This is a genomic window from Streptomyces sp. C (assembly GCF_000158895.1).
Classification (GTDB): Bacteria; Actinomycetota; Actinomycetes; order Streptomycetales; family Streptomycetaceae; genus Streptomyces; species Streptomyces racemochromogenes.
Genome location: NZ_GG657750.1, coordinates 5356001 through 5379478, shown reverse-complemented (window position 1 = coordinate 5379478; position 23478 = coordinate 5356001). Strand labels below are relative to the sequence as shown.

Genomic DNA, 23478 nt, shown 5'->3' with positions numbered 1-23478 from the left:
CCTCGGGTCACCACCCGGCGGGTCAGCCGGGTGTTGGGTCAAATTCTAATGGGCGTGTGGAGAGGGACGGGACACACCCGCCCCTCTCCGGCGAAACCTGTGAACCGGATGCGCTCCTCGCGGAGCGCGCCGGATCAGGAGACGCCCAGCTCCTTGGCGTTGGCCTTCAGGTCCTCGATGCCACCGCACATGAAGAACGCCTGCTCGGGGAAGTGGTCGTACTCACCGTCGCAGATCGCGTTGAACGCGGTGATCGACTCGTCGAGCGGAACGTCCGAACCGTCCACGCCGGTGAACTGCTTGGCGACGTGGGTGTTCTGCGACAGGAAGCGCTCGACGCGACGGGCACGGTGGACAACGAGCTTGTCCTCCTCGCCCAGCTCGTCGATGCCGAGGATCGCGATGATGTCCTGGAGGTCCTTGTACTTCTGCAGGATCCCCTTGACACGCATGGCGGCCGCGTAGTGGTCCGCCGCGATGTACCGCGGGTCGAGGATGCGGGACGTCGAGTCCAGCGGGTCCACGGCCGGGTAGATGCCCTTCTCGGAGATCGGACGGGAGAGAACCGTCGTCGCGTCGAGGTGGGCGAAGGTGGTCGCCGGCGCCGGGTCGGTCAGGTCGTCCGCGGGGACGTAGATCGCCTGCATCGAGGTGATCGAGTGACCACGGGTCGAGGTGATGCGCTCCTGGAGGAGACCCATCTCGTCGGCCAGGTTCGGCTGGTAACCCACCGCGGAGGGCATGCGGCCGAGCAGGGTCGACACCTCGGAACCCGCCTGGGTGTACCGGAAGATGTTGTCGATGAAGAACAGCACGTCCTGCTTCTGAACATCGCGGAAGTACTCCGCCATGGTCAGACCGGCGAGCGCGACGCGCAGACGGGTGCCCGGGGGCTCGTCCATCTGGCCGAAGACGAGGGCCGTCTTGTCGATGACGCCCGAGTCGCCCATTTCCTCGATGAGGTCGTTGCCCTCACGGGTACGCTCACCGACGCCCGCGAAGACCGACACACCGTCGTGGTTGTTGGCGACGCGGTAGATCATTTCCTGGATCAGAACGGTCTTGCCGACACCGGCACCACCGAACAGACCGATCTTTCCACCCTTGACGTACGGGGTGAGAAGGTCGATGACCTTGACGCCGGTCTCGAACATCTCGGTCTTCGACTCGAGCTCGTCGAAGGAGGGCGCCTTGCGGTGGATGGGCCAGCGCTCGGTGACCTCGGCGTTCGCCTCCGGGTAGTTCAGCACCTCACCCAGGGTGTTGAACACCTTGCCCTTGGTGAAGTCACCGACGGGGACGGTGATGCCCTCGCCCGTGTCGGTCACCGGGGCCTGGCGGACCAGACCGTCGGTCGGCTGCATGGAGATCGTGCGGACCATGCCGTCACCCAGGTGCTGGGCGACCTCGAGGGTCAGCGTCTTGAGCGCGCCGTCCTCGGCCGGGTCGGCGACCTGGACCTTCAGCGCGTTGTAGATCTCGGGCATCGCGTCGACGGGGAACTCCACGTCGACGACCGGGCCGATGACCCGGGCGACGCGGCCCGTGGCGGCGGCCGTCTCAACAGAGGTCGTCATTACTTGTCACTCCCCGCGGTCGCGTCGGCCATGGCGCTCGCGCCACCGACGATCTCGCTGATTTCCTGGGTGATTTCGGCCTGGCGGGCCGCGTTGGCAAGCCGGGAGAGGCTCTTGATGAGGTCTCCGGCGTTGTCGGTCGCCGACTTCATCGCGCGGCGGCGGGCAGCGTGCTCGGAAGCGGCGGCCTGCAGCAGTGCGTTGTAGATCCGGCTCTCGACGTAGCGCGGCAGCAGGGCGTCGAGGACGTCCTCCGCCGACGGCTCGAACTCGAACAGCGGAAGGATCTCGCCCTTCGCGCCGTCCTCCTCCTGAGCCTGGTCGAGGCTGAGCGGCAGCATCCGGCCGTCCACGGCGTTCTGCGTCATCATCGACACGAATTCCGTGTAGACGATGTGCAGTTCGTCGACGCCGCCCTCGGCCGTCTCCGTCTGGATGGCCTCGATCAGCGGCGCCGCGACGCGCTTGGCGTCGGCGTAGGCCGGGCTGTCGGTGAAGCCGGTCCACGACTCCGTGACCTTGCGCTCACGGAAGCCGTAGTAGGCGACACCCTTGCGGCCGACGATGTAGCTGTCGACCTCCTTGCCCTCCGCGCGGAGCCGCTCGGTGAGCCGGTCGGCCTGCTTGATGGCGTTCGAGGAGTAGCCGCCGGCCAGACCGCGGTCGCTCGTGATGAGCACGATCGCGGCCCGGGTCGGCGTCTCGACCTCGGTGGTCAGGGCGTGCTTGGTGTTCGAACCGGTCGCCACCGCGGTCACCGCACGGGTGAGCTCGGTCGCGTACGGCATCGACGCCGCCACCTTGCGCTGCGCCTTGACGATGCGCGAGGCGGCGATCATCTCCATCGCCTTGGTGATCTTCTTGGTCGCCGTGATGGCACGGATGCGACGCTTGTAGACCCGGAGCTGCGCTCCCATGAGTCAGGTCCCTTCCGTCGTCACTTGGAGACGTTGACGGCCGGGACGTCCTCGCCCAGGAGCTTTCCGTCCGAGGTCTCGAACTGGCGCTTGAAGGCGGCGATCGCGTCGGCGATCGAGCCCAGCGTGTCGTCCGACATCTTGCCGCCGTCGGCGATGGAGGTGAGGAGGTCCTTGCGCTCGCGGCGCAGGTGCTCCAGCAGCTCCGACTCGAAGCGGCGGATGTCCTCGACCGGGACGTCGTCCATCTTGCCGGTGGTGCCGGCCCAGACGGAGACGACCTGCTCCTCGACGGGCATCGGCTGGTACTGGCCCTGCTTCAGCAGCTCGACCATGCGCTTGCCGCGCTCCAGCGAGGCCTTCGACGCGGCGTCCAGGTCGGAACCGAAGGCGGCGAACGCCTCCAGCTCGCGGTACTGGGCCAGGTCGACGCGGAGGCGGCCGGAGACCTGCTTCATGGCCTTGTGCTGCGCGGAACCACCGACGCGGGAGACCGAGATACCGACGTTCAGCGCCGGGCGCTGGCCCGCGTTGAACAGGTCGGACTCCAGGAAGCACTGGCCGTCGGTGATGGAGATGACGTTGGTCGGGATGAACGCCGACACGTCGTTGGCCTTGGTCTCGACGATCGGCAGACCGGTCATCGAGCCGGCACCCATCTCGTCGGAGAGCTTCGCGCAGCGCTCCAGCAGACGGGAGTGCAGGTAGAAGACGTCACCCGGGTAGGCCTCGCGGCCCGGCGGGCGGCGCAGCAGCAGCGACACGGCGCGGTAGGCGTCGGCCTGCTTCGACAGGTCGTCGAAGATGATCAGGACGTGCTTGCCGGCGTACATCCAGTGCTGACCGATGGCGGAACCGGTGTACGGCGCCAGGTACTTGAAGCCGGCCGGGTCGGACGCCGGGGCGGCGACGATCGTCGTGTACTCGAGCGCGCCGGCCTCTTCCAGGGCGCCGCGAACGGACGCGATGGTCGAGCCCTTCTGGCCGATGGCGACGTAGATGCAGCGGACCTGCTTGTTCACGTCGCCGGAGCGCCAGTTGTCACGCTGGTTGATGATCGTGTCGACGGCCAGAGCGGTCTTGCCGGTCTGACGGTCGCCGATGATCAGCTGACGCTGGCCGCGGCCGATCGGCACCATGGCGTCGACGGCCTTGTAGCCGGTCTGCATGGGCTCGTGCACCGACTTGCGGACCATGACGCCCGGGGCCTGCAGCTCGAGGGCGCGGCGGCCCTCGGTCGCGATCTCGCCGAGGCCGTCGATCGGGTTGCCGAGCGGGTCGACGACGCGGCCGAGGTAGCCCTCGCCGACGCCTACGGAGAGGACCTCACCGGTGCGCTGCACCGGCTGGCCCTCCTCGATACCGCTGAACTCGCCGAGGACGATCGCACCGATCTCGCGCTCCTCGAGGTTGAGGGCGAGACCGAGGGTGCCGTCCTCGAACTTCAGCAGCTCGTTCGCCATGGCGGAGGGCAGGCCCTCCACCTTCGCGATGCCGTCGCCGGCAACGCTGACCGTTCCGACCTCCTCGCGCGAGGCCGCGTCCGGCTGGTACGACTGGACAAAGGTCTCCAGTGCGTCCCGGATCTCCTCCGGCCGGATCGTGAGCTCCGCCATCTGGGTTCCCTGCTCTCCTTGTTGGGCCTGAAGCTTCTTAGGGGTCTGGGGGTGACCCCCAGGAATCTTCTGCAAGTTCTGCACGGCCCAACCGGGCCGCTAGGAATGCTTTGTATCTGTGTGGTGGCGGCTGGTCAGCCGGCCATGCGGCGCGACGCCTCGGCGAGGCGGTCCGCGATGGTGCCGTCGATGACCTCGTCGCCGACCCGCACCGAGATCCCGCCGAGGACCGCGGGGTCCACGTCGAGGTTCAGGTGCATCTGGCGGCCGTACAGCTTGGCCAGCACCGCTCCGAGACGCTGCTTCTGCACGTCGCTGAGCGGGATCGCGCTGGTCACGGTGGCGACCATGCGGTCCCGTCGCTCGGCGGCGAGCTTGGACAGGGTCTCGAGTCCCGCTTCCAGGCTACGTCCACGCGGGTGCGTGACGAGACGGATCACCAGGCGCTCGGTGACGGCGTTCACCTTGCCGCCGAGCAGGCTGCGCAGCAGCTCGCTCTTGGCGGAGCCGGTGGCGGCGCGGTCGGTCAGCGCGGAGCGCAGCTCGGTGCTGGAGGCGACGATCCGGCCGAAGCGGAAGACCTCGTCCTCGACGTTGTCGAGCCCGCCTGCCTGCTGGGCCGCCGTGAGGTCGGCGGTGGCCGCCAGCTCCTCCAGCGCGTCCACCAGGTCGCGGGACTGCGACCAGCGGGAGCGCGCCATGCCGGACACCAGGTCGAGGGTGTTCCCGTCGACCTGGCCGGACAGCAGCCGGCCGACCAGCTCGGCCTTGGCCTCGCCGGACTGCGCCGGGTCCGTGATGACCCGACGCAGCGAGACCTCACGGTCGAGCAGCGCGGTGACGGCTGCCAGCTCACCGGCGAGCTTCGCCGCGTCGACGGACGTGTTGTCCGTCAGCGCGTCGAGACGCTCGCGCGCGGAGGCCAGCGCCTCGCGGCTCGCTCCGTTCATCGGGCCGCCTCGGCCTTCTCCTCAAGCTCGCTGAGGAAGCGGTCGATGGTGCGGCTCTGACGAGCGGCGTCCTCGAGGGACTCGCCGACGAGCTTGCCGGCCAGGTCGGTGGCGAGCTTGCCCACGTCCTGACGCAGCGCCTGAGCGGCGGCCTTGCGGTCTGCCGCGATCTGGGCGTGACCGGCAGCGATGATCTCCTCACGCTGCCGCTGGCCCTCTGCGCGCAGTTCTTCCTTGAGCGCAGTGCCCTGCTCCAGCGCGTCCTGGCGCAGGCGCGCGGCCTCGTGCCGGGCTTCGGCGAGCTGGGCCTTGTACTGCTCCAGCACGCTCTGAGCCTCGGTCTGAGCGGCTTCGGCCTTCTCGATACCGCCCTCGATCTGCTCGCGGCGCTCGTCCAGAACCTTGTTGATGTTCGGGAGGAGCTTCTTCGCGAGGAAGCCGAAGACGATGACGAAGGCGATCAGACCGATGACGAGCTCGGGGATCGGCGGGATGAGGGGGTTTTCCATCTCCTCGGCCGCCAGAACCATGAGGTTCACATCAGTGCCTTTCGTCTAGTGGACTGTTCGTCGAGACCGAGGATCAGGAGCTCGGGTAGACGAACGGCATGACCAGACCGATCAGGGCGAGCGCCTCACAGAAGGCGAAGCCGAGGATCTGGTTGGCGCGGATCAGGCCGGCAGCCTCGGGCTGACGGGCGAGGGCCTGGGTGCCGTTACCGAAGATGATGCCGACGCCGACGCCGGGGCCGATGGCCGCGAGACCGTAACCAACGGAGCTGAGGGAGCCGGTGACGGCGGCAAGGGTCTGGGACATGCCAGTTCTTCCTTCTCTTTCACGGACCGGTGGGGGTTGGCCACCGGACGAATACGGGGGGCTGAGCGGGGGGCGGGCCTGGCTCAGTGGTGCTCGGCGAGCGCGCCCTGGATGAAGCTGCAGGCCAGGAGGACGAAGACGTACGCCTGGACGGCCTGGATGAAGAGCTCGAAGGCGGTCATCACGATCACCATCACGAACGACACACCGGCGTAGGCGATGCCGATGCCGTTCAGCAGGTACCAGCTGGCGATCGTGAAGAGCAGCAGCAGGGTGTGACCGGCGAACATGTTCGCGAAGAGTCGGACCGCGTGGGTGAACGGGCGCACCAGGACGTTCGAGAAGAACTCGATGACCATGATGAGCGGCAGGACGCCGCCGAGGCTCTTGTCGTAGCCGGTGAGGTTCTTCAGGCCGCCGACGAAGCCGTGGCGCTTGAAGGTGACCGACATCCAGATCACGTAGACGATCAGGGCGAGCACGGCCGGGTACGCGATGATCGAGGTCACCGGGAACTGTGCCACCGGGACGATCGACCAGACGTTCAGGATCCAGACGAAGAAGAACAGCGAGACCATGAAGGGGACGTACTTCTCGCCCTCCTTCTTGCCGAGGGTCTCGTAGACGATGCCGCGGCGCACGAAGTCGTAGCCGGCCTCGCCGACCATCTGGAGCTTGCCGGGGACGATCTTCGCCTTGCCGAAGGCGGCCCAGAAGAAGGCCACGATGATGATCGAGCCCAGGAGGGCCAGCAGCATCGGCTTGTTGAAGTAGGCATTGCTGCCCGCTTCGCCCCAGAGCGGCTCGAAGAGGAACGAGTGCAGGCCCGGGCCGGGGAAGCCACATCCGTCGAAGATGTGACAGTCGGTCTCGAAGGCGAGGACCTGCGTCGGGTCAGCACTCACCGCGGGCTCCTTCAGCGTGGCGCATAGGTACGGCAACCTCGTTGTGTCGGCGCGGCGCGAGGCCGCGGTTCGGCACTGGACTGGTGTAACGGGTGTGGGGGCGGCAGTCAGGCATCGAGCCTCGCGATGGAACAGGCGTCAGCTCAGATGCCCGCGCCCGCAGAGCCGCAGTTGGAACCGGACGATAGCAGCATCTCGAACGCACACTTATCCCGGCCCTACCCCTCACGACTTCGACCCCGGGTTTTCGGGCTTTTCACCCTTCGTCGAGTCCGGCTCGACGTAAAGGATCTTCGCCTTCATGTGGGCACGCGTCTGTGCGCCGATCCACACGAGGGTGGTGGCGACGAGCGTGATGGCGAACGCCCGGGGGTGGAACAGTGTCGTGTTCTTGAACACGGCGAGAAAGACGAAGAGCAGCAGGATCTGGGCCGCGTAGAGCATGAGGCCCATGGCCTGGAACAGATGCGGCAGGGATTTCGCCGTGCGCTGCAGGACGACGAATCCGAGACCCATGAACAGGATCACGACCACGGTCGCGACGACTGATCCGACGGCACCCTTGCCTCCGACGACCAGACCGCTGATCACGGCGGCGATCGCGCCGACGGCAGCAGTGGGTACGGCGGTTTGCAGGAGGGATCGGACGTCATCTGACCGCATGGCGGTTTGCTCCGCGTGGTGGTGGGGGCACGGACTCGTACGGGAACTCGTACGGGGACGAGCGTAAGCCCGGTCCGAGTGAGAGCCTCGGGCCAATGGACCGTCGCACTACGGTCCTTCGGCTCTGTCGCCGGGTTTAGTGAACGGTATCACAAACTATTTGATGAGAGCTTTACCTGTCGGGTGTGCTGACTGTCACACATGAGGGCTAACGCGCCCGTGTGTGCAAGACAAGCCGCCCCATTGTCTGGTAAAGGGCGCCCATGTCGGAAATGCGCCCGACCCGTCAGCGGGACGATCCGGCCTTACGCCGGTCGGGGAAGCGCGAACGGGGGCCTACCGCGGTCGCGCCGTTGACGCCCGACACCCCCGCCACGACGGGCCTCGCCGGCGCCGGCTCCACGCCCTCGTCCTCCCGCACGGCCGCCTCCGCGGCCCGCTCGGCGTACCGGTAGCGCGGCGGGACCAGGCCGTGCGCCCAACGCGGCGCCCGCGGGGTGAACCGGGGCATCAGGAGCAGTACGAGGCCCAGCGCGCTCAGCGCGGCGAGTGAGAGCACGATCCACATCGAGGCCGAATGCACGGAATAGGCCACCGTGCCGAATGCGATCAGGCCTGACCAGAAATACATGATGAGTACGGCACGGCTGTGGGAATGCCCGAGTTCCAGGAGCCGGTGGTGCAGGTGGCCGCGGTCCGCCGCGAACGGCGACTGGCCGTTCCAGGTGCGCCGCACGATGGCCAGGACCAGGTCCGCCATCGGAATGGCGATGATGGTCAGGGGCAGCAGCAGCGGAATGAAGACCGGCAGCATCGCGTGGGTGGCGTTGCGCTCACCGCCGACGAAGAGCGCCATCGTGTCGGGGTCCACCTGCCCCGTGATCGAGATCGCCGAGGCGGCCAGCACCAGGCCGATCAGCATCGAGCCGGAATCCCCCATGAAGATCCGGGCGGGATGCATGTTGTGCGGCAGGAAGCCCAGGCACATCCCCATCAGGATCGCCGCGAAGAGGGTGGCGGGGGCGGCGGACTCGATGCCGTAGCCGAACCAGATCCGGTAGGCGTAGAGGAAGAACGCGCACGTGGCGATGCAGACCATGCCCGCCGCCAGGCCGTCGAGGCCGTCGACGAAGTTCACCGCGTTGATGGTGATGACCACCAGGGCGACCGTGAGCAGGGTGCCCTGCCACTGGGTGAGCGCCACCGTGCCGATGCCCGGAACCGGAATCCACAGGATGGTCAGGCCCTGCATGACCATCACGCCCGCGGCGATCATCTGGGCGCCGAGCTTGATCAGGGCGTCGAGCTCGAACTTGTCGTCCAGGACGCCGATCAGCCAGATCAGCGCCGCTCCCGAGAGCAGCGCCCTGGGCTCGTTGGAGCGTTCGAAGACCGCGTTGAGGTTCTGCAGGTGGTCGGCGACCAGCAGCCCCGCGCACATGCCGCCGAACATGGCGATGCCGCCGAGCCGCGGAGTGGGCTCGCGGTGCACGTCCCGGGCGCGGATCTCCGGCATCGCGCCGGCCGCGATCGCGAACTTCCGCACGGGCCCGGTCAGCAGGTAGGTCACCGCGACCGTGACGCAAAGCGTCAGCAGATATTCACGCACTGGCTGCCCCAGATGTATCGCCGGCCATCTCAGCCCCACACATTAGCCGCGATGTCACCAGGGACGAGGACGCACGGAGGCCCCGTTCCGGTTGCACTACTCCATGCTCGTACCGGTTACGCCCCGTACGGGGGAAATCCACCCGTCAGGGCGGCCACCTCGGCCCGCGTCCGGGCCGCGTCCCCTCCCAGCGCGGCGGCGAACAGGCCGGCGATCCGGGCCATCTCCGGCTCCCCCATCCCCTGCGTGGTCACCGCCGCGGTGCCCAGGCGGATGCCCCGCTGGTCCCCGTACGGCAGCGCGCAGGTGTCCAGGACGATCCCGGCGGCGGCCAGCCGGCCGCGCGCGGTCGGCCCGTCCACGCCGAGCGCCGCGGGGTCGGCGCTGATGAGGTGGGTGTCCGTCCCGCCGGTCGTCACGGCGAACCCGCGCTGCTCCAGGGCGGCGGCCAGGGCACGGGCGTTGGCCACGACCCGGTGCGCGTACCGGGTGAAGGGCGGTGCGGCCGCCTCGCCGAAGGCCACCGCCTTCGCGGCGATGGAGTGCATCTGGGCGCCGCCCTGGGTGAAGGGGAACACCGCCCGGTCGACCCGCTCCGCGAACTCGCCGCCGCACAGCAGCATCCCGCCGCGGGGGCCGCGCAGCACCTTGTGGGTGGTCGCGCAGACGATGTCCGCGTACGGGACCGGACTGGGCGCGGCCCCGCCGGCCACGAGCCCGATCGGGTGGGCGGCGTCGGCGATCAGGTAGGCCCCGACCTCGTCGGCGATCTCCCGGAACGCCGAGTACTCCAGGTGCCGGGGATAGGAGATGGACCCGCAGACGATGGCCTTGGGCCGGTGCGCCCGCGCCAGCCGCTGCACCTGTTCGTAGTCGACGAGCCCGCTCTCGGCGTCGACGCCGTACCCGACGAAGTCGAACCAGCGGCCGGAGAAGTTGGCGGGCGAGCCGTGCGTGAGGTGCCCGCCGTGCGCCAGCCCCATGGCCAGGACGGTGTCGCCGGGCCGCAGCAGCGCCGCGTAGGCGGCCAGGACGGCCGCGGAACCGGAGTGCGGCTGGACATTGGCGTGCTCGACCCCGAAGAGCGCCCTGGCCCGCTCCACGGCCGTCCGCTCGGCGAGGTCCACGTACTCGCAGCCGCCGTGGTAGCGGGCGCCGGGGTACCCCTCGGCGTACTTGTTGGAGAGCACGGACCCCAGCGCGGCGAGCACGGCGGGCGAGGTGAAGTTCTCGGCGGCGCTCATCTGCAGCGTCTCCGCCTGCCGGCGCCGCTCCCCTTCGAGGACGTCGGCCATCTGCGGGTCCTGCTGGCGCAGGGCGTCCGTGGGCTGGGTCATGACGCTCATGGCGCGACTCCCGCACAGTGGGGGTACCGGTACCAGCCACTGTAGGCCCGCCCGGCCCTCCGCGCCCGCGCCGCCGCGGCACACCAGGCCGCAGTCGACCACCGGCGTCGGCCACGGGCCGCGCGAGCGGTGCACGAGACGCGGGCGGGCCTCAGTGGTGGGCGTCGAGGCCCGTCAGGGCCGTGACCACGGGGTCCAGGGCCTGGTTGATCTCGTCGCCGATCGACCGGAAGAACGTGATCGGCGCCCCGTACGGGTCGTACACCTCGTCCGCGTCGGCGGACGGCGCCAGCAGCCACCCGCGCAGCGCGGCGGCGGCCCGTACCAGTGCTCGCGCCCGCTCCGCCATGCCGTCGTCCAGCGGCGGCAGCGTGGCCGGGTCTATCGCCCGTACGAGCCGGGTGAACTCCTTCAGCGTGAAGGTCCGCAGCCCCGCCGAGTGGCCCATGGAGATGACCTGCGCCCGGTGGTCCCGCGTGGCGGTGAGCACCAGGTCGGCGCGTATGACGTGCTCGTCGAGCAGCTCGCGCCCGGTGAACCCCGTGGCGTCCGCGCCGAAGTCCGCCAGCACGGCCGCCGCGTTGGCCTCCATCGGGGCGCCCTCGTGGCCCCAGGTGCCGGCGCTCTCCACGATGAGGTCCTCGGCCGGCAGGCCCAGGACGGCCAGGCGGTCGGCGAGCGCGTGGCGCGTCAGCCGCTCGGTGATGGGCGAGCGGCACACGTTCCCGGTGCTGACGTGGAGTATGCGGAAGGAGTCTCCCTTGGCTATGCCACGCCCCTGAGGGCTCACGGAGCCACCTCGAGGTCGGGTACGACCTCCCGCAGCTGTGCGGCGCTCAGCGCCCCCTCGCGCAGCAGCACGGGAACCTTCCCGGTGACGTCGACGATCGACGACGGCTCGGTGCTCGGCGTGGGCCCGCCGTCCAGGTACACGGACACGGAGTCGCCCAGCATCTCGCGCGCCGCGTCGCAGTCGGCCGGCGCCGGGTGCCCGGACAGGTTGGCCGAGGAGACGGCCATCGGGCCGACCTCGGTCAGCAGCTCGATCGCGACGGGGTGCAGGGGCATGCGCACGGCGACGGTCCCGCGGGTCTCCCCCAGGTCCCAGGCCAGCGACGGCTGGTGCTTGGCGACCAGCGTGAGCCCGCCCGGCCAGAAGGCGTCGACGAGCTCCCACGCCTGCTCGGAGAAGTCCGTGACGAGGCCGTGGAGGGTGTTCGGGGAGCCGATCAGGACGGGGGTGGGCATGTTGCGGCCGCGGCCCTTGGCGGCGAGCAGGTCGCCGACGGCCTCCGCGCTGAAGGCGTCCGCGCCGATCCCGTACAGGGTGTCGGTGGGCAGCACGACGAGCTCTCCGCGACGGACGGCGGAGGCCGCTTCGCGCAGACCCGTCTTGCGGTCCGTCGCGTCGTTGCAGTCGTATCGCCGGGCCATCAGCGGATCTCCTCGTGCAGCGTGGGGGTGGCGGGGGCGGCGGTCGCGCGGGTCACGGCATGGCCTTGCGGGCGGTCGCGAAGCGCGGGCGGTTGTTCAGGTCGGGGTGGTCGGCGGCGTCGGCCCAGCCGCGTTCGTCGGCGAAGATCCACGGCACCTGGCCGCCCTGCGTGTCGGCGTGCTCGATCACGACGATGCCGCCGGGCCGCAGCAGCCGGTGCGCGGTGCGCTCGATGCCGCGGATGGTGTCGAGGCCGTCCTCGCCGGAGAACAGCGCCATTTCGGGGTCGTGGTCGCGGGCCTCCGGGGCGACGTACTCCCACTCGGTGAGCGGGATGTACGGCGGGTTGGAGATGACCAGGTCGACCTGTCCGTCCAGCTCGGGCAGCGCGGTGAGCGCGTCGCCCTGGTGGACGGTGACCCGGGAGCCCTCGGCGTTCTTGCGGGTCCAGCGCAGGGCGTCCTCGGACAGCTCCACGGCGTGCACGCGCGAGCGCGGCACCTCCTGGGCCATGGCGAGCGCGATGGCGCCCGACCCGGTGCACAGGTCCACGATCAGCGGCTCGACCACGTCCATGGCCCGGACGGCGTGTATGGCCCAGTCCACGACCGACTCGGTCTCGGGCCGGGGGACGAACACCCCGGGGCCGACCTGGAGCTCCAGGTACCGGAAGAAGGCCCGGCCGGTGATGTGCTGGAGCGGCTCGCGCGCCTCGCGGCGGGCGACGGCCTCCCAGTAGCGGGCGTCGAAGTCCGCGTCCTTGACGTGGTGCAGTTCCCCCCGCTTGACGCCGTGCACGAAGGCCGCGAGCTCCTCCGCGTCGAAACGCGGTGAGGGCACGCCGGCGGCGGCCAGCCGCTGGGTGGCCTGGGCCACCTCGGCAAGCAGCAAGTTCACGCTGGTCCTCCGGGCTGCTGTCATGGGGGTCCCCCCTGCTCGAGCGAAGCCGAGAGCTTGGGGGAGGGGGGTGGGGCGAAGGTCAGTGTGCGGCCGCGAGCTTCGCCGCGGAGTCGGTGTCGACACAGGCCTGGATGACCGAGTCGAGGTCGCCGTCGAGCACCTGGTCCAGGTTGTACGCCTTGAAACCGGTCCGGTGGTCCGAGATCCGGTTCTCCGGGAAGTTGTACGTACGGATCTTCTCGGAACGGTCGACGCTGCGCACCTGGCTGCGGCGCTGGTCGGAGGCCTCCTGCTCGGCGGCTTCCTGGGCGGCGGCCAGCAGGCGCGAGCGCAGGATGCGCATGGCCTGCTCCTTGTTCTGGAGCTGGCTCTTCTCGTTCTGGCAGGAGGCGACCACGCCGGTCGGGATGTGCGTGATGCGCACGGCCGAGTCGGTGGTGTTGACGGACTGGCCGCCGGGGCCCGAGGAGCGGTACACGTCGATGCGGAGGTCGTTCATGTTGATCTCGACCTCGACCTCCTCGGCCTCCGGGGTGACGAGCACGCCGGCGGCGGAGGTGTGGATGCGGCCCTGGGACTCGGTGGCCGGCACGCGCTGGACGCGGTGCACGCCGCCCTCGTACTTCATCCGGGCCCAGACGCCCTGGCCGGGCTCGGTGGCCCCGTTGCCGCCCTTGGTGCGCACGGAGACCTGGACGTCCTTGTAGCCGCCGAGCTCGGACTCGGTGGAGTCGATGATCTCGGTCTTCCAGCCCACGCGCTCGGCGTAGCGCAGGTACATGCGCAGCAGGTCGCCTGCGAACAGGGCGGACTCGTCGCCGCCGGCGCCGGCCTTGATCTCCAGGAGGACGTCCTTGTCGTCGCTGGGGTCGCGCGGGACGAGCAGCAGGCGGAGCTTCTCGGTGAGCTCTTCGCGCTGGGCGCTCAGTTCCTTGGCCTCGGCGGCGAAGTCGGGGTCGTCGGCCGCCAGCTCCTTGGCCGTCTCGATGTCCTCGGCCGACTGCTTCCAGGCGCGGAAGGTCGCGACGATCGGCGTCAGCTCCGCGTAGCGCTTGTTCAGCTTGCGGGCGTTCGCCTGATCGGAGTGGACCGAAGGGTCGGCGAGCTTCTTCTCGAGGTCGGCGTGCTCGCCGACCAGGTCCTCGACCGCTTCGAACATCGGATGCTCCTGGGGTGAAAAAATCAAAAAGGGGCTGGGCTGGCTGAACGACGACAAAGGCGCCGGTCCGGCCGCCCCCGCGTGGTCAGGGGGCGGCCGGCGACCGGCGCCTGGGTCGCGCTACTTCTTGGCCGCACCCTTGCCGAAGCGGGCCTCGAAGCGGGCCACGCGGCCACCGGTGTCGAGGATCTTCTGCTTGCCCGTGTAGAACGGGTGGCACTCGGAGCAGACCTCGGCACGGATGGTGCCCTCGGTCAGGGTGCTGCGGGTGGTGAACGACGCGCCACAGGTGCAGCTGACCTGGGTCTCGACGTACTCGGGGTGAACATCGCGCTTCAAGGTGTCTCCTAGATTCGGGAGGGCGCCGGGTCGCAGGAGCCGAATTGCGCACTGCGTGAACCGGGGCCGACAGACCAGTCTGCCAGGACCGGGCCGCCTGTCAAAATTCCGGGAACGCTGCCTTCAACAGGAGGGGGCCGGCATCTATTCCTGCCGGGTCCCGGCAGGGCGGGGCTACCGGACGATCGAGCCCGCGCTGCTCTTGTCCCCGTTGGAGTGCTCGGTGGCAGCGGCGGGGATGGGCTGGTCGGCCAGCAGGGCGTCCCAGACCATCTTGGAGTCCTTGGGCAGGATCGCGACGCGGTCCCTGTCGAGCGGGTCCGGGCCCACCGGCAGGGTGATCATGTGCATGTTCTCCGCGCCGATGCCCTGGAGGCCCTGGGCGAAGCTCGCGAGGGACTTCACGTCGCCGAGCGCCTTGTCGGTGGTGATCGCCTTGGTGGCGGAGTCGGCGAGGCCGTAGAGCTTCTTCGGGCTGTCGAACACCCCCACGCCCTTGACCTGCTTGATCAGCGCCTTGATGAAGGCCTGCTGGAGCTGTATTCGGCCCAGGTCGCCGCCGTCGCCGACGCTCTTGCGCGTGCGGACGAGGCCGAGGGACTGCTCGCCGTTGAGCTTGTGGGAGCCGGCCGGCAGGTCGAGGTGGCTGCCGTCGTCCTTGATCGGCTTGGTGGTCGTGAGCTCGACCCCGCCCAGGTTGTCGATGATCTTCTTGAAGCCGGTGAAGTCGACCTCGATGTAGTGGTCCATGCGGATCCCCGACATCGCCTCGACGGTCTTGACGGCACAGGCGGCCCCGCCGATGGTGAAGGCCTCGTTGAACTGGGCGCGCTGCCTGGGGGCGCTGGTCTTCCCCTTGCCGGTGGGGCAGGCGGGCCTCGGGAGCATGGTGTCGCGCGGGATCGACACGACGCTGGCCTGCTTGTGGCCCTCGTAGAGGTGGATGATCATCGCGGTGTCGGAGCGGGCCGAGCCGCCGTCGTCCGCGCCGTACTCGCTGTTCGCCCCGTCGCGGGAGTCGGAGCCGAGGACCAGGATGTCCATCGAGCCGTTGTCGACGTTCGGCGGGCGGTCCTTGCCCAGGGCCTGGTCGATGTCGACGCTGTGCAGGTTGCCGTTGAGCTTGAAGTAGAACCAGCCGAGGCTCCCCCCGCCCAGCAGGACCACCCCCGCGGCGGTCCAGGCGGCGACCCTGAGGCCCCTGCGGCGGCGCGGCTGCGCCCGGCGCCCGCGCCTGCGTGCCGCCCTGCGACCGCTGCCCCTGCTGTCCTCGCTCATGCTCTCCCCGGTCCTGGCTTCGTTGCCGACTGCTCTCTCACACAGACGGACTAGCGCATTCCAGGGTTCCACGGAGCGTGGACCGCTCCGCACACCCCCTCCCCTACAGCACGAGGCGTGACCGGATGGCGACCGAGGGTCCCGATCCGGGCTCCGAAGGGGCGCGTGCGGGCCCCGTCGGGGCAGGCGTGTGGCGAAGCTCGCACCAAAGGAACCGCCCCCGCCGCGGGTGCGGCGGGGGCGGTTCCGTGTTCGGGCGACCCGGTCAGTCGTCGTTCTTGCCGGCCGGGGTCGTCTTGGCGATCTGCATCAGGAACTCGGCGTTCGACTTCGTCTGCTTCATCTTGTCGAGCAGCAGCTCGATCGCCTGCTGCGAGTCGAGCGCGTGCAGCACCCGGCGCAGCTTCCAGACGATGGCGAGCTCCTCGCTGTTGAGGAGGATCTCCTCCTTGCGCGTACCCGACGGGTCGACGTCGACGGCCGGGAAGATGCGCTTGTCGGCGAGCTTGCGGTCGAGCTTGAGCTCCATGTTGCCGGTGCCCTTGAACTCCTCGAAGATCACCTCGTCCATGCGCGAGCCGGTGTCGACGAGCGCGGTGGCCAGGATGGTCAGCGAGCCGCCGTCCTCGATGTTGCGCGCGGCACCGAAGAAGCGCTTCGGCGGGTACAGCGCGGTCGAGTCGACACCACCGGACAGGATGCGGCCGGAGGCGGGCGCCGCGAGGTTGTACGCGCGGCCCAGACGGGTGATGGAGTCCAGCAGGACGACCACGTCGTGACCCAGCTCGACGAGGCGCTTGGCGCGCTCGATGGCCAGCTCGGCGACGGTGGTGTGGTCCTCGGCCGGGCGGTCGAAGGTCGAGGAGATGACCTCGCCCTTGACCGACCGCTGCATGTCGGTGACCTCTTCCGGACGCTCGTCGACCAGGACGACCATCAGGTGGCACTCGGGGTTGTTGGTGGTGATCGCGTTGGCGATCGCCTGCATGATCATGGTCTTGCCGGTCTTCGGCGGGGCCACGATCAGACCGCGCTGGCCCTTGCCGATCGGCGACACGAGGTCGATGATGCGGGTCGTCAGCACGCCCGGGTCGGTCTCCAGGCGGAGCCGGTCCTGCGGGTAGAGCGGGGTCAGCTTCTGGAACTCCGGTCGGCCGCGGCCGGATTCGGGCGCCATGCCGTTGACGGAGTCCAGGCGCACGAGGGCGTTGAACTTCTCGCGGCGCTCGCCGTCCTTGGGCTGGCGGACCGCACCGGTGGTGTGGTCGCCCTTGCGCAGGCCGGCCTTGCGGACCTGGGCGAGGGAGACGTACACGTCGTTGGGGCCGGGCAGGTAGCCCGAGGTCCGGATGAACGCGTAGTTGTCGAGGATGTCGAGGATGCCCGCGACGGGGATCAGCACGTCGTCATCGGCGACCTGCGGCTCGTTCGGCGCGAACTCGTCACGGCCGCGACGGCCGCGGCGGTCGCGGTAGCGTCCGCGACGGCCGCGACGGCCGTCCTCGTCGAAGTCGTCCTGCGGGCCGTTGTCCTGACGGTCCTGCCGGCCCTGGCCGCGGCCGCCCTGCTGCTGGCGGTCGGCGCGGTCCTGGCGGTCCTGGCGGCCGCCGCCCTGCTGCTGGCCCTGGCCGCCCTGCTGCTGGCCCTGCTCGTCGGCCTTGGCGCCGCGCTCACGGCGGCCCTGCTGACGCTCACCGCGCTCACCGCGCTCACCGCGCTCACCACGGTCGCCGCGGTCACGGCGGTCGCGGCGGGTGCGGCCCTCGCCGGCCTCCTGCGCCTGGCCCTGCGGCTGGGCGGAGACGGCGGTGGCGGCCTCGGCCTTGGCCTCGGGCTGCGCGGCCGGGGCGGCGGCCTCGATCTTCTGCTCGACCTGCACGGCGGCGGGGGCCGAGGACTCGGGGCTGCCGGAGGGGGCGGTGGCCCGGCGGCGGCGGCGCTCGCCGATCGGGGCGTCGTCGCTGGCCGGCTGGCCCGGGATCTCGATCTGGGCCTGGGCGGCGGGCTTCTCGGCGGGGGCCGCGGCGGCGGCCTCGCCCGTACGGGCCTTGCTGGTGGCGCGGCGCTTCGGCTTGGCCTCGGCGGCGTCGGCGGCGGGGGCCGCGGCGGCGGCCTTGGGGGCGCTGCCGCCCTGCGCCTCCTTGATGACCTCGATCAGCTGGCTCTTGCGCATCCGCGCGGTGCCCCTGATACCGAGGCCCGACGCGACCTGCTGCAGCTCGGCCAGGACCATGCCCTCAAGGCCGGTGCCGGAGCGGCGGCGCTTCGGGGCCGCGCCCGCGGCGGGGGCACTGGTGTCGACGTTGGTGTCGGCAGCGCCCATCAGATCGGTGGTGTCGCTCACGAAGGGTCCTTCCCTGGAGCGGACGTCGGCCTGTCTGGCTCGGCGACCGGTTGTGCTGTCCGACGACGGTCCGGGTGTGTGGACCGTGCCGGGGCGGTGGTCCGCCGGTAAGAGTTACGGCGGAGAGAAACGTGCATGGTGGTTCCGGCGAGAAGCCCCCGAGCTGGAAAGCGTGGGAATGTCACGCCGATTCCGGAGCGTGCTCGAAACTGCTGGCAGCGATCAAAGCAGTCGGGGAGGCTCCCGGAAGAAATGTGGTCCCGAATGGGGACACTGAGCACCGAGCCATGGCGGCTTCGGATGCGCACTTGAGGTTAACACTACCGGATCCAACAGACATTCCCCCTCTCAATCACCGGCAATCGCCCGTCGTGGGCGGGCGGCCTGCCCGGCCGTCCGCCCACGACGGGCCGTGTCGTCACGACACGGGCTGACCGCCCTGGGCGCCCAGCGGAAGGACGCTCGCGCCCGCGGCGTCGAGGGCGAGCCGGTTGGCGGCCCACCCCTCGCCCGCGAGCCGCGCGACCTTGTCGGCCGCGCCGTTGTCGACCAGCGCGAGGACCGTGGGGCCCGCGCCGGAGATGACCGCGGGGATGCCGTCCGCCCGCAGCCGGTTGACGAGTGCCACGCTCTCCGGCATCGCCGGGGCCCGGTACTCCTGGTGCAGCCGGTCCTCGGTGGCGGGCAGCAGGAACTCGGGACGCCTGGTCATGGCCTCCACGAGCAGGCCCGCGCGGCCCGCGTTGACGGCCGCGTCCACGTGCGGGACGGTGCGCGGCAGCAGGCCGCGGGCGGTCTCGGTCAGGACCGGCTTCGACGGGACGAAGACCACCGGAACGATGGAATCCGCGGGGTCCATCCGGATCGCCTTGGCGCTGCCGCCCTCCATCCACGCCAGGGTGAAACCGCCGAGCAGACAGGCGGCGACGTTGTCGGGGTGGCCCTCGATCTCGGTGGCGAGCTCCAGCAGCGCCGCGTCGTCGAGCTTGGCCTCCCCGCCTATGGTCACGGCGCGGGCGGCGACGATGCCGGCGCAGATCGCGGCGGAGGAGGAGCCGAGGCCCCGGCCGTGCGGGATGCGGTTGGCGCAGACGACCTCCAGGCCGCGCGGCTGCCCGCCGAGCAGGTCGAAGGCGGTGCGCATGGAGCGTACGAGGAGGTGGCTCTCGTCCCGCGGGAGGGTGTCGGCACCCTCGCCCGCGATGTCGATGTCCAGGCCGGAATCGGCCACCCGGACGACGACGTCGTCGTAGAGCCCCAGGGCCAGGCCGAGGGCGTCGAAGCCGGGGCCGAGGTTGGCGCTGCTGGCGGGGACGCGCACCCGTACGGCGGCGGCGCGGAACGCTGGACCTGCCATCGGTCGATGACACTCCTTGTGACTGTGCGGGATCCGGCTGCTGCGCGGGATCTTCGCTGCGAATGTACTGGAGAACGTACGACACCCGAAGGCCCTCGGGGCAGCACCGCGGTCATATGCGCGGTGGCGGATGTAAGTACAGCGTATCGAAGGAAGGTTCTCCCGCGACATAGGGCGCACAGGAGGCGCACGATGCGTGTCGGTGTCTTCCGCCGGATCCGGAGGGATCGCCGTTGGCTTCTTGGTGCCGTACCGCCCGGGTCGCCGGATTCCGGAGACTTCCGGAATCCGGCAACGGGGCTCGGGCCCCCTCAGGGGCCGGGGAGCGGGGTCAGACCAGGCCGAGACGGACGGCCGCGGCCGCGGCGTCCACCGGGACGGTGACCGGCTGCGGAGCGCCGGCGACGGCCCAGTCGGGGTCCTTGAGGCCGTTGCCCGTGACGGTGCACACGATCTTCTGGCCGGGGTCGACCAGGCCGGCCTCGGCGGCCTTCAGCAGACCGGCGACCGACGCGGCCGAGGCGGGCTCGACGAAGACGCCCTCCTGTGCGGCCAACAGGCGGTAGGCGGCCAGGATCTGGCGGTCCGTCACCTCGTCGATGAGACCGCCCGACTCCTCGCGCGCGGCGAGCGCGTAGTCCCAGGAGGCCGGGTTGCCGATGCGGATCGCGGTGGCGATGGTGTGCGGCTCCTTGACGACCTCGCCGCGCACGATCGGCGCGGAACCGGAGGCCTGGAAACCCCAGACGCGGGGCGTGCGGGAGGCCAGGCCGTCGGCCTTGTACTCCTTGAAGCCCTTCCAGTACGCCGTGATGTTGCCGGCGTTGCCGACGGGCAGCACGTGGATGTCGGGGGCGTCGCCGAGCGCGTCGACGATCTCGAACGCGGCCGTCTTCTGGCCCTCGATGCGCACCGGGTTGACGGAATTGACCAGCGCCACCGGGTAGTTGTCGGACAGCGCGCGCGCCAGGTCCAGGCAGTCGTCGAAGTTGCCGTCAACCTGCAGGATCTTGGCGCCGTGCACCAGGGCCTGGCCCATCTTGCCGAGCGCGATCTTGCCGCGGGGCACGAGGACGGCGGACACCATGCCGGCGCGCACCGCGTAGGCGGCGGCGGAGGCCGAGGTGTTGCCCGTGGAGGCGCAGATGACGGCCTTGGCGCCGTCCTCCTTGGCCTTGGTGATGGCCATGGTCATGCCGCGGTCCTTGAAGGACCCGGTCGGGTTCGCGCCCTCGACCTTGAGGTGCACCTCACAGCCCGTGCGCTCGGAGAGCACCTGGGCGGGGACGAGGGGAGTGCCGCCCTCGCGGAGCGTGACCACGGGAGTCGTGTCCGTCACCGGCAGTCGGTCGCGGTACTCCTCGATGATGCCGCGCCACTGGTGGGTGCGATTGCTGCTCATGGGTCCTTACTCCCCTTCAACACGCATGATGCTGGCGACACCGCGCACGGTGTCCAGCTTCCGCAGCGCCTCGACGGTCCCGGAGAGGGCGGCGTCGGGTGCGCGGTGGGTGACGACGACGAGGGAGGCCTCGCCGTCCTTGCCCTGCTGCCGGACCGTGTCGATCGACACGCCGTGCTCCGCGAAGGTGGTCGCCACCTGGGCGAGGACGCCCGGCTTGTCCGCCACATCGAGGCTGATGTGGTAGCGGGTGACGACGTCCCCCATGGGGCTGACCGGCAGCTGGGTGTACGCCGACTCGCCGGGCCCCGTTGCCTCGGCGAGCTTGTTGCGGCAGACGGCGACGAGGTCGCCGAGGACCGCGGACGCGGTCGGCGAGCCGCCCGCGCCGGGCCCGTAGAACATCAGCCGTCCGGCGGCCTCGGCCTCGACGAAGACGGCGTTGTACGCCTCGCGGACGGAGGCGAGCGGGTGGCTGAGCGGGATCATCGCCGGGTGGACGCGGGCGGTGACGGACTCGCCGTCCGCCGCGCGCTCCAGGATGGCGAGGAGCTTGATGGTGCAGCCCATGCGCTTGGCGGAGGCGAAGTCCGCGGCGCTGACCTCGGTCATGCCCTCGCGGTAGACGTCGTCCAGGCGGACCCGGGTGTGGAAGGCGATGCCGGCGAGGATCGCGGCCTTGGCGGCGGCGTCGTAGCCCTCGACGTCGGCGGTGGGGTCGGCCTCGGCGTACCCGAGGGCGGTGGCCTCGTCGAGCGCCTCCTGGTAGCCCGCGCCGGTCGAGTCCATCTTGTCGAGGATGAAGTTCGTCGTGCCGTTGACGATGCCCATCACCCGGTTGATCTTGTCGCCGGCGAGGGACTCGCGCATCGGGCGGACCAGCGGGATGGCGCCGGCTACGGCGGCCTCGTAGTACAGGTCCAGCCCGGCCTGCTCGGCGGCGGCGTGCAGGGCCGCGCCGTCCTGGGCGAGCAGCGCCTTGTTCGCGGAGACGACGGAGATGCCGTGCTCGAAGGCGGTGGTGATCAGGGTGCGGGCGGGCTCGATGCCGCCGATGACCTCGATGGCCACGTCGATGTCACCGCGTTTGAGGAGGGCGGTCGCATCGGTGGTGACGAGGGCGGGGTCGATGCCCTCGCGCACCTTGGACGGACGGCGCACGGCCACGCCGGCGAGTTCGACGGGCGCGCCGATCCTGGCTGTCAGATCGTCGGCGTGCGTCGTCATGATGCGCGCCACCTCTGAGCCGACCACGCCACAGCCCAGCAGCGCCACCTTCAGCGGACGCGTACGCATCATTGACCTACGCCTTTCGATCTTCCATCGCTCCCGGCGCGCGGTTTTGCGCGCCAGGTATGAACCAGTCTCACTCAATGGACATGAGATTCCATCTCCGGTCCATTGAGTGAGACGTGTACTGAACGTCTATTTTGGGGGTCCGGATGCTTCCCCCAGAAATATGGGGGTCATCCGAGGTCGAGGGACAGGAGATCTTCTTCCGTCTCACGGCGGACGATCACCCGCGCCGCGCCGTCGCGCACGGCGACGACGGGCGGGCGGAGCGCGTGGTTGTAGTTGCTGGCCATGGAGCGGCAGTACGCCCCGGTGGCGGGCACGGCGAGCAGGTCGCCGGGGGCCAGGTCGGCCGGCAGGAAGGCGTCCTTCACGACGATGTCACCGCTCTCGCAGTGCTTGCCGACGACGCGGACGAGCATCGGCTCGGCGTCGGAGACGCGGGAGACGAGGGTGACCGCGTATTCGGCGTCGTACAGGGCCGTACGGATGTTGTCGGACATGCCGCCGTCGACGGAGACGTACGTGCGCAGCCCCTCCAGCGGCTTGATGGTGCCGACCTCGTAGAGGGTGAAGGCGGTCGGCCCGACGATGGCGCGGCCGGGTTCGACGGAGATGCGCGGGGCCTTGAGGCCGGCGCTCTCGCACTCCCGCGCGACGATCTCGGTGAGGGCCTTGGCGATCTCGTGCGGCTCGCGCGGGTCGTCGGCGGAGGTGTAGGCGATGCCGAGGCCGCCGCCGAGGTCGATCTCCGGCAGCTCGACCCCGTGCTCGTCCCGTACGGCTGCCAGCAGCCGCACGACCCTCTTCGCGGAGACCTCGAAGCCGGCCATGTCGAAGATCTGCGAGCCGATGTGGGAGTGGACGCCGAGCAGCTCCAGCGAGTCGTGCCCGAGCGCCCGGCGGACGGCCTCGGCGGCGGACCCGTCGGCGACGGCGATCCCGAACTTCTGGTCCTCGTGGGCGGTCGCGATGAACTCGTGGGTGTGCGCCTCCACACCCACGGTCACCCGGATCTGCACGGGCTGGCGGACGCCCAGCTCGCGGGCGATGTGCGCGACGCGGGCGATCTCCTGGAAGGAGTCCAGGACGATCCGCCCCACGCCGGCGGTGATCGCGCGCCGGATCTCGCTCTCGGACTTGTTGTTGCCGTGGAAGGCGATCCGCTCGGCGGGCATCTCGGCGGCGAGGGCGGTCGCCAGCTCCCCGCCCGAACACACGTCGAGGTTCAGCCCCTCCTCCTTGAGCCACTTCACGACGGCCTTGGAGAGGAACGCCTTCCCGGCGTAGAACACGTCGGCGTCCTTGCCGAAGGCGTGCGCCCAGGCGCGGCAGCGGGCCCGGAAGTCCTCCTCGTCGAGGAAGTAGGCGGGGGTGCCGAACTCCTCGGCGAGCCGGGTCACTTCGATCCCGCCCACGGTCACGACGCCGTCCTCGTTCCGCGTGACGGTGCGGGACCACACCTTCTCGTCGAGCGCGTTCAGGTCGGCCGGCGGCGGGGCGTAGTGGCCCTCGGGCAGGACGTCGGCGTGGCGGGGCCCGGCGGGGTGCGCGGAACGGCTCATCGGTATC

At 70.2% G+C, this 23478-nt stretch carries 21 protein-coding genes; all 21 read right to left on the bottom strand.

Going from position 1 to position 23478, the window contains the following annotated elements; genetic code table 11:
- Positions 1 to 134 precede the first annotated feature (134 nt).
- Complete coding sequence (gene atpD / locus SSNG_RS24480; protein ID WP_007266594.1) at positions 135 to 1577, bottom strand: F0F1 ATP synthase subunit beta; 1443 nt, start codon at positions 1575 to 1577, stop codon at positions 135 to 137.
- Entirely contained in the window at positions 1577 to 2494 is a 918-nt protein-coding gene (locus tag SSNG_RS24475) for a F0F1 ATP synthase subunit gamma (protein WP_007266593.1), read from the bottom strand. The genes atpD and SSNG_RS24475 overlap by 1 nt, the downstream gene beginning before the upstream one ends.
- A gap of 20 nt (positions 2495 to 2514) precedes the next feature.
- On the bottom strand, positions 2515 to 4110 hold the full coding sequence (gene atpA, locus SSNG_RS24470; protein ID WP_007266592.1) for a F0F1 ATP synthase subunit alpha: 1596 nt from the start codon (positions 4108 to 4110) through the stop codon (positions 2515 to 2517).
- A 134-nt stretch (positions 4111 to 4244) separates the two neighbouring features.
- Positions 4245 to 5060: a F0F1 ATP synthase subunit delta gene (locus SSNG_RS24465; RefSeq protein ID WP_007266591.1), complete on the bottom strand. Its 816-nt coding sequence runs from the start codon at positions 5058 to 5060 to the stop codon at positions 4245 to 4247.
- A complete protein-coding gene (locus SSNG_RS24460; RefSeq protein WP_007266590.1) occupies positions 5057 to 5599 on the bottom strand; it encodes a F0F1 ATP synthase subunit B in 543 nt (180 codons plus the stop codon). Before SSNG_RS24460 ends, SSNG_RS24465 begins: the two co-directional genes overlap by 4 nt.
- 43 nt (positions 5600 to 5642) lie before the next feature.
- Positions 5643 to 5876 (bottom strand): ATP synthase F0 subunit C, encoded by a 234-nt coding sequence (gene atpE, locus SSNG_RS24455; protein ID WP_007266589.1) that lies wholly within the window; start codon positions 5874 to 5876, stop codon positions 5643 to 5645.
- Positions 5877 to 5959: 83 nt separating this feature from the next.
- Entirely contained in the window at positions 5960 to 6796 is an 837-nt protein-coding gene (gene atpB / locus SSNG_RS24450; protein WP_007266588.1) for a F0F1 ATP synthase subunit A, read from the bottom strand.
- Between the two features lie 210 nt (positions 6797 to 7006).
- A complete protein-coding gene (locus tag SSNG_RS24445) occupies positions 7007 to 7444 on the bottom strand; it encodes a hypothetical protein (RefSeq protein ID WP_007266587.1) in 438 nt (145 codons plus the stop codon).
- A 286-nt stretch (positions 7445 to 7730) separates the two neighbouring features.
- Complete coding sequence (locus tag SSNG_RS24440; RefSeq protein ID WP_206731408.1) at positions 7731 to 9065, bottom strand: MraY family glycosyltransferase; 1335 nt, start codon at positions 9063 to 9065, stop codon at positions 7731 to 7733.
- Between the two features lie 104 nt (positions 9066 to 9169).
- A complete protein-coding gene (glyA, locus tag SSNG_RS24435; protein WP_042801796.1) occupies positions 9170 to 10399 on the bottom strand; it encodes a serine hydroxymethyltransferase in 1230 nt (409 codons plus the stop codon).
- 151 nt (positions 10400 to 10550) lie between these two features.
- Complete coding sequence (locus tag SSNG_RS24430) at positions 10551 to 11189, bottom strand: low molecular weight phosphatase family protein (RefSeq protein ID WP_007266584.1); 639 nt, start codon at positions 11187 to 11189, stop codon at positions 10551 to 10553.
- Entirely contained in the window at positions 11186 to 11833 is a 648-nt protein-coding gene (locus tag SSNG_RS24425; RefSeq protein ID WP_007266583.1) for an L-threonylcarbamoyladenylate synthase, read from the bottom strand. Before SSNG_RS24425 ends, SSNG_RS24430 begins: the two co-directional genes overlap by 4 nt.
- A 52-nt stretch (positions 11834 to 11885) precedes the next feature.
- Positions 11886 to 12731 carry a peptide chain release factor N(5)-glutamine methyltransferase gene (prmC, locus tag SSNG_RS24420; RefSeq protein ID WP_007266582.1) on the bottom strand — a complete coding sequence of 282 codons (846 nt, stop codon included), beginning with the start codon at positions 12729 to 12731 and terminating at the stop codon, positions 11886 to 11888.
- 82 nt (positions 12732 to 12813) lie between these two features.
- Positions 12814 to 13893, bottom strand: a complete 1080-nt coding sequence (prfA, locus tag SSNG_RS24415) for a peptide chain release factor 1 (RefSeq protein ID WP_007266581.1) — start codon at positions 13891 to 13893, stop codon at positions 12814 to 12816.
- Positions 13894 to 14013: 120 nt separating this feature from the next.
- Positions 14014 to 14232, bottom strand: a complete 219-nt coding sequence (gene rpmE, locus SSNG_RS24410) for a 50S ribosomal protein L31 (protein WP_007266580.1) — start codon at positions 14230 to 14232, stop codon at positions 14014 to 14016.
- Between the two features lie 174 nt (positions 14233 to 14406).
- Entirely contained in the window at positions 14407 to 15510 is a 1104-nt protein-coding gene (locus SSNG_RS24405) for an LCP family protein (RefSeq protein ID WP_007266579.1), read from the bottom strand.
- Between the two features lie 265 nt (positions 15511 to 15775).
- Entirely contained in the window at positions 15776 to 17854 is a 2079-nt protein-coding gene (gene rho, locus SSNG_RS24400; protein WP_007266578.1) for a transcription termination factor Rho, read from the bottom strand.
- Between the two features lie 418 nt (positions 17855 to 18272).
- A complete protein-coding gene (gene thrB / locus SSNG_RS24395) occupies positions 18273 to 19211 on the bottom strand; it encodes a homoserine kinase (protein ID WP_007266577.1) in 939 nt (312 codons plus the stop codon).
- A gap of 331 nt (positions 19212 to 19542) precedes the next feature.
- Complete coding sequence (gene thrC, locus SSNG_RS24390) at positions 19543 to 20613, bottom strand: threonine synthase (RefSeq protein ID WP_007266576.1); 1071 nt, start codon at positions 20611 to 20613, stop codon at positions 19543 to 19545.
- Between the two features lie 6 nt (positions 20614 to 20619).
- Positions 20620 to 21912 carry a homoserine dehydrogenase gene (locus SSNG_RS24385; protein ID WP_007266575.1) on the bottom strand — a complete coding sequence of 431 codons (1293 nt, stop codon included), beginning with the start codon at positions 21910 to 21912 and terminating at the stop codon, positions 20620 to 20622.
- A 167-nt stretch (positions 21913 to 22079) separates the two neighbouring features.
- Positions 22080 to 23471, bottom strand: a complete 1392-nt coding sequence (lysA, locus tag SSNG_RS24380; protein WP_007266574.1) for a diaminopimelate decarboxylase — start codon at positions 23469 to 23471, stop codon at positions 22080 to 22082.
- Positions 23472 to 23478: the final 7 nt, after the last annotated feature.

Coding starts and splice junctions, on each gene's coding strand:
- SSNG_RS24445 (WP_007266587.1), bottom strand. CDS start 7,444: ATGCGGTCAGATGACGTCCGATCCCTCCTGCAAACCGCCGTACCCACT.
- lysA (WP_007266574.1), bottom strand. CDS start 23,471: ATGAGCCGTTCCGCGCACCCCGCCGGGCCCCGCCACGCCGACGTCCTG.
- atpD (WP_007266594.1), bottom strand. CDS start 1,577: ATGACGACCTCTGTTGAGACGGCCGCCGCCACGGGCCGCGTCGCCCGG.
- prfA (WP_007266581.1), bottom strand. CDS start 13,893: ATGTTCGAAGCGGTCGAGGACCTGGTCGGCGAGCACGCCGACCTCGAG.
- atpA (WP_007266592.1), bottom strand. CDS start 4,110: ATGGCGGAGCTCACGATCCGGCCGGAGGAGATCCGGGACGCACTGGAG.
- thrC (WP_007266576.1), bottom strand. CDS start 20,613: ATGAGCAGCAATCGCACCCACCAGTGGCGCGGCATCATCGAGGAGTAC.
- thrB (WP_007266577.1), bottom strand. CDS start 19,211: ATGGCAGGTCCAGCGTTCCGCGCCGCCGCCGTACGGGTGCGCGTCCCC.
- SSNG_RS24385 (WP_007266575.1), bottom strand. CDS start 21,912: ATGATGCGTACGCGTCCGCTGAAGGTGGCGCTGCTGGGCTGTGGCGTG.
- SSNG_RS24465 (WP_007266591.1), bottom strand. CDS start 5,060: ATGAACGGAGCGAGCCGCGAGGCGCTGGCCTCCGCGCGCGAGCGTCTC.
- SSNG_RS24475 (WP_007266593.1), bottom strand. CDS start 2,494: ATGGGAGCGCAGCTCCGGGTCTACAAGCGTCGCATCCGTGCCATCACG.
- SSNG_RS24405 (WP_007266579.1), bottom strand. CDS start 15,510: ATGAGCGAGGACAGCAGGGGCAGCGGTCGCAGGGCGGCACGCAGGCGC.
- atpE (WP_007266589.1), bottom strand. CDS start 5,876: ATGTCCCAGACCCTTGCCGCCGTCACCGGCTCCCTCAGCTCCGTTGGT.
- glyA (WP_042801796.1), bottom strand. CDS start 10,399: ATGAGCGTCATGACCCAGCCCACGGACGCCCTGCGCCAGCAGGACCCG.
- SSNG_RS24425 (WP_007266583.1), bottom strand. CDS start 11,833: ATGGCCCGGCGATACGACTGCAACGACGCGACGGACCGCAAGACGGGT.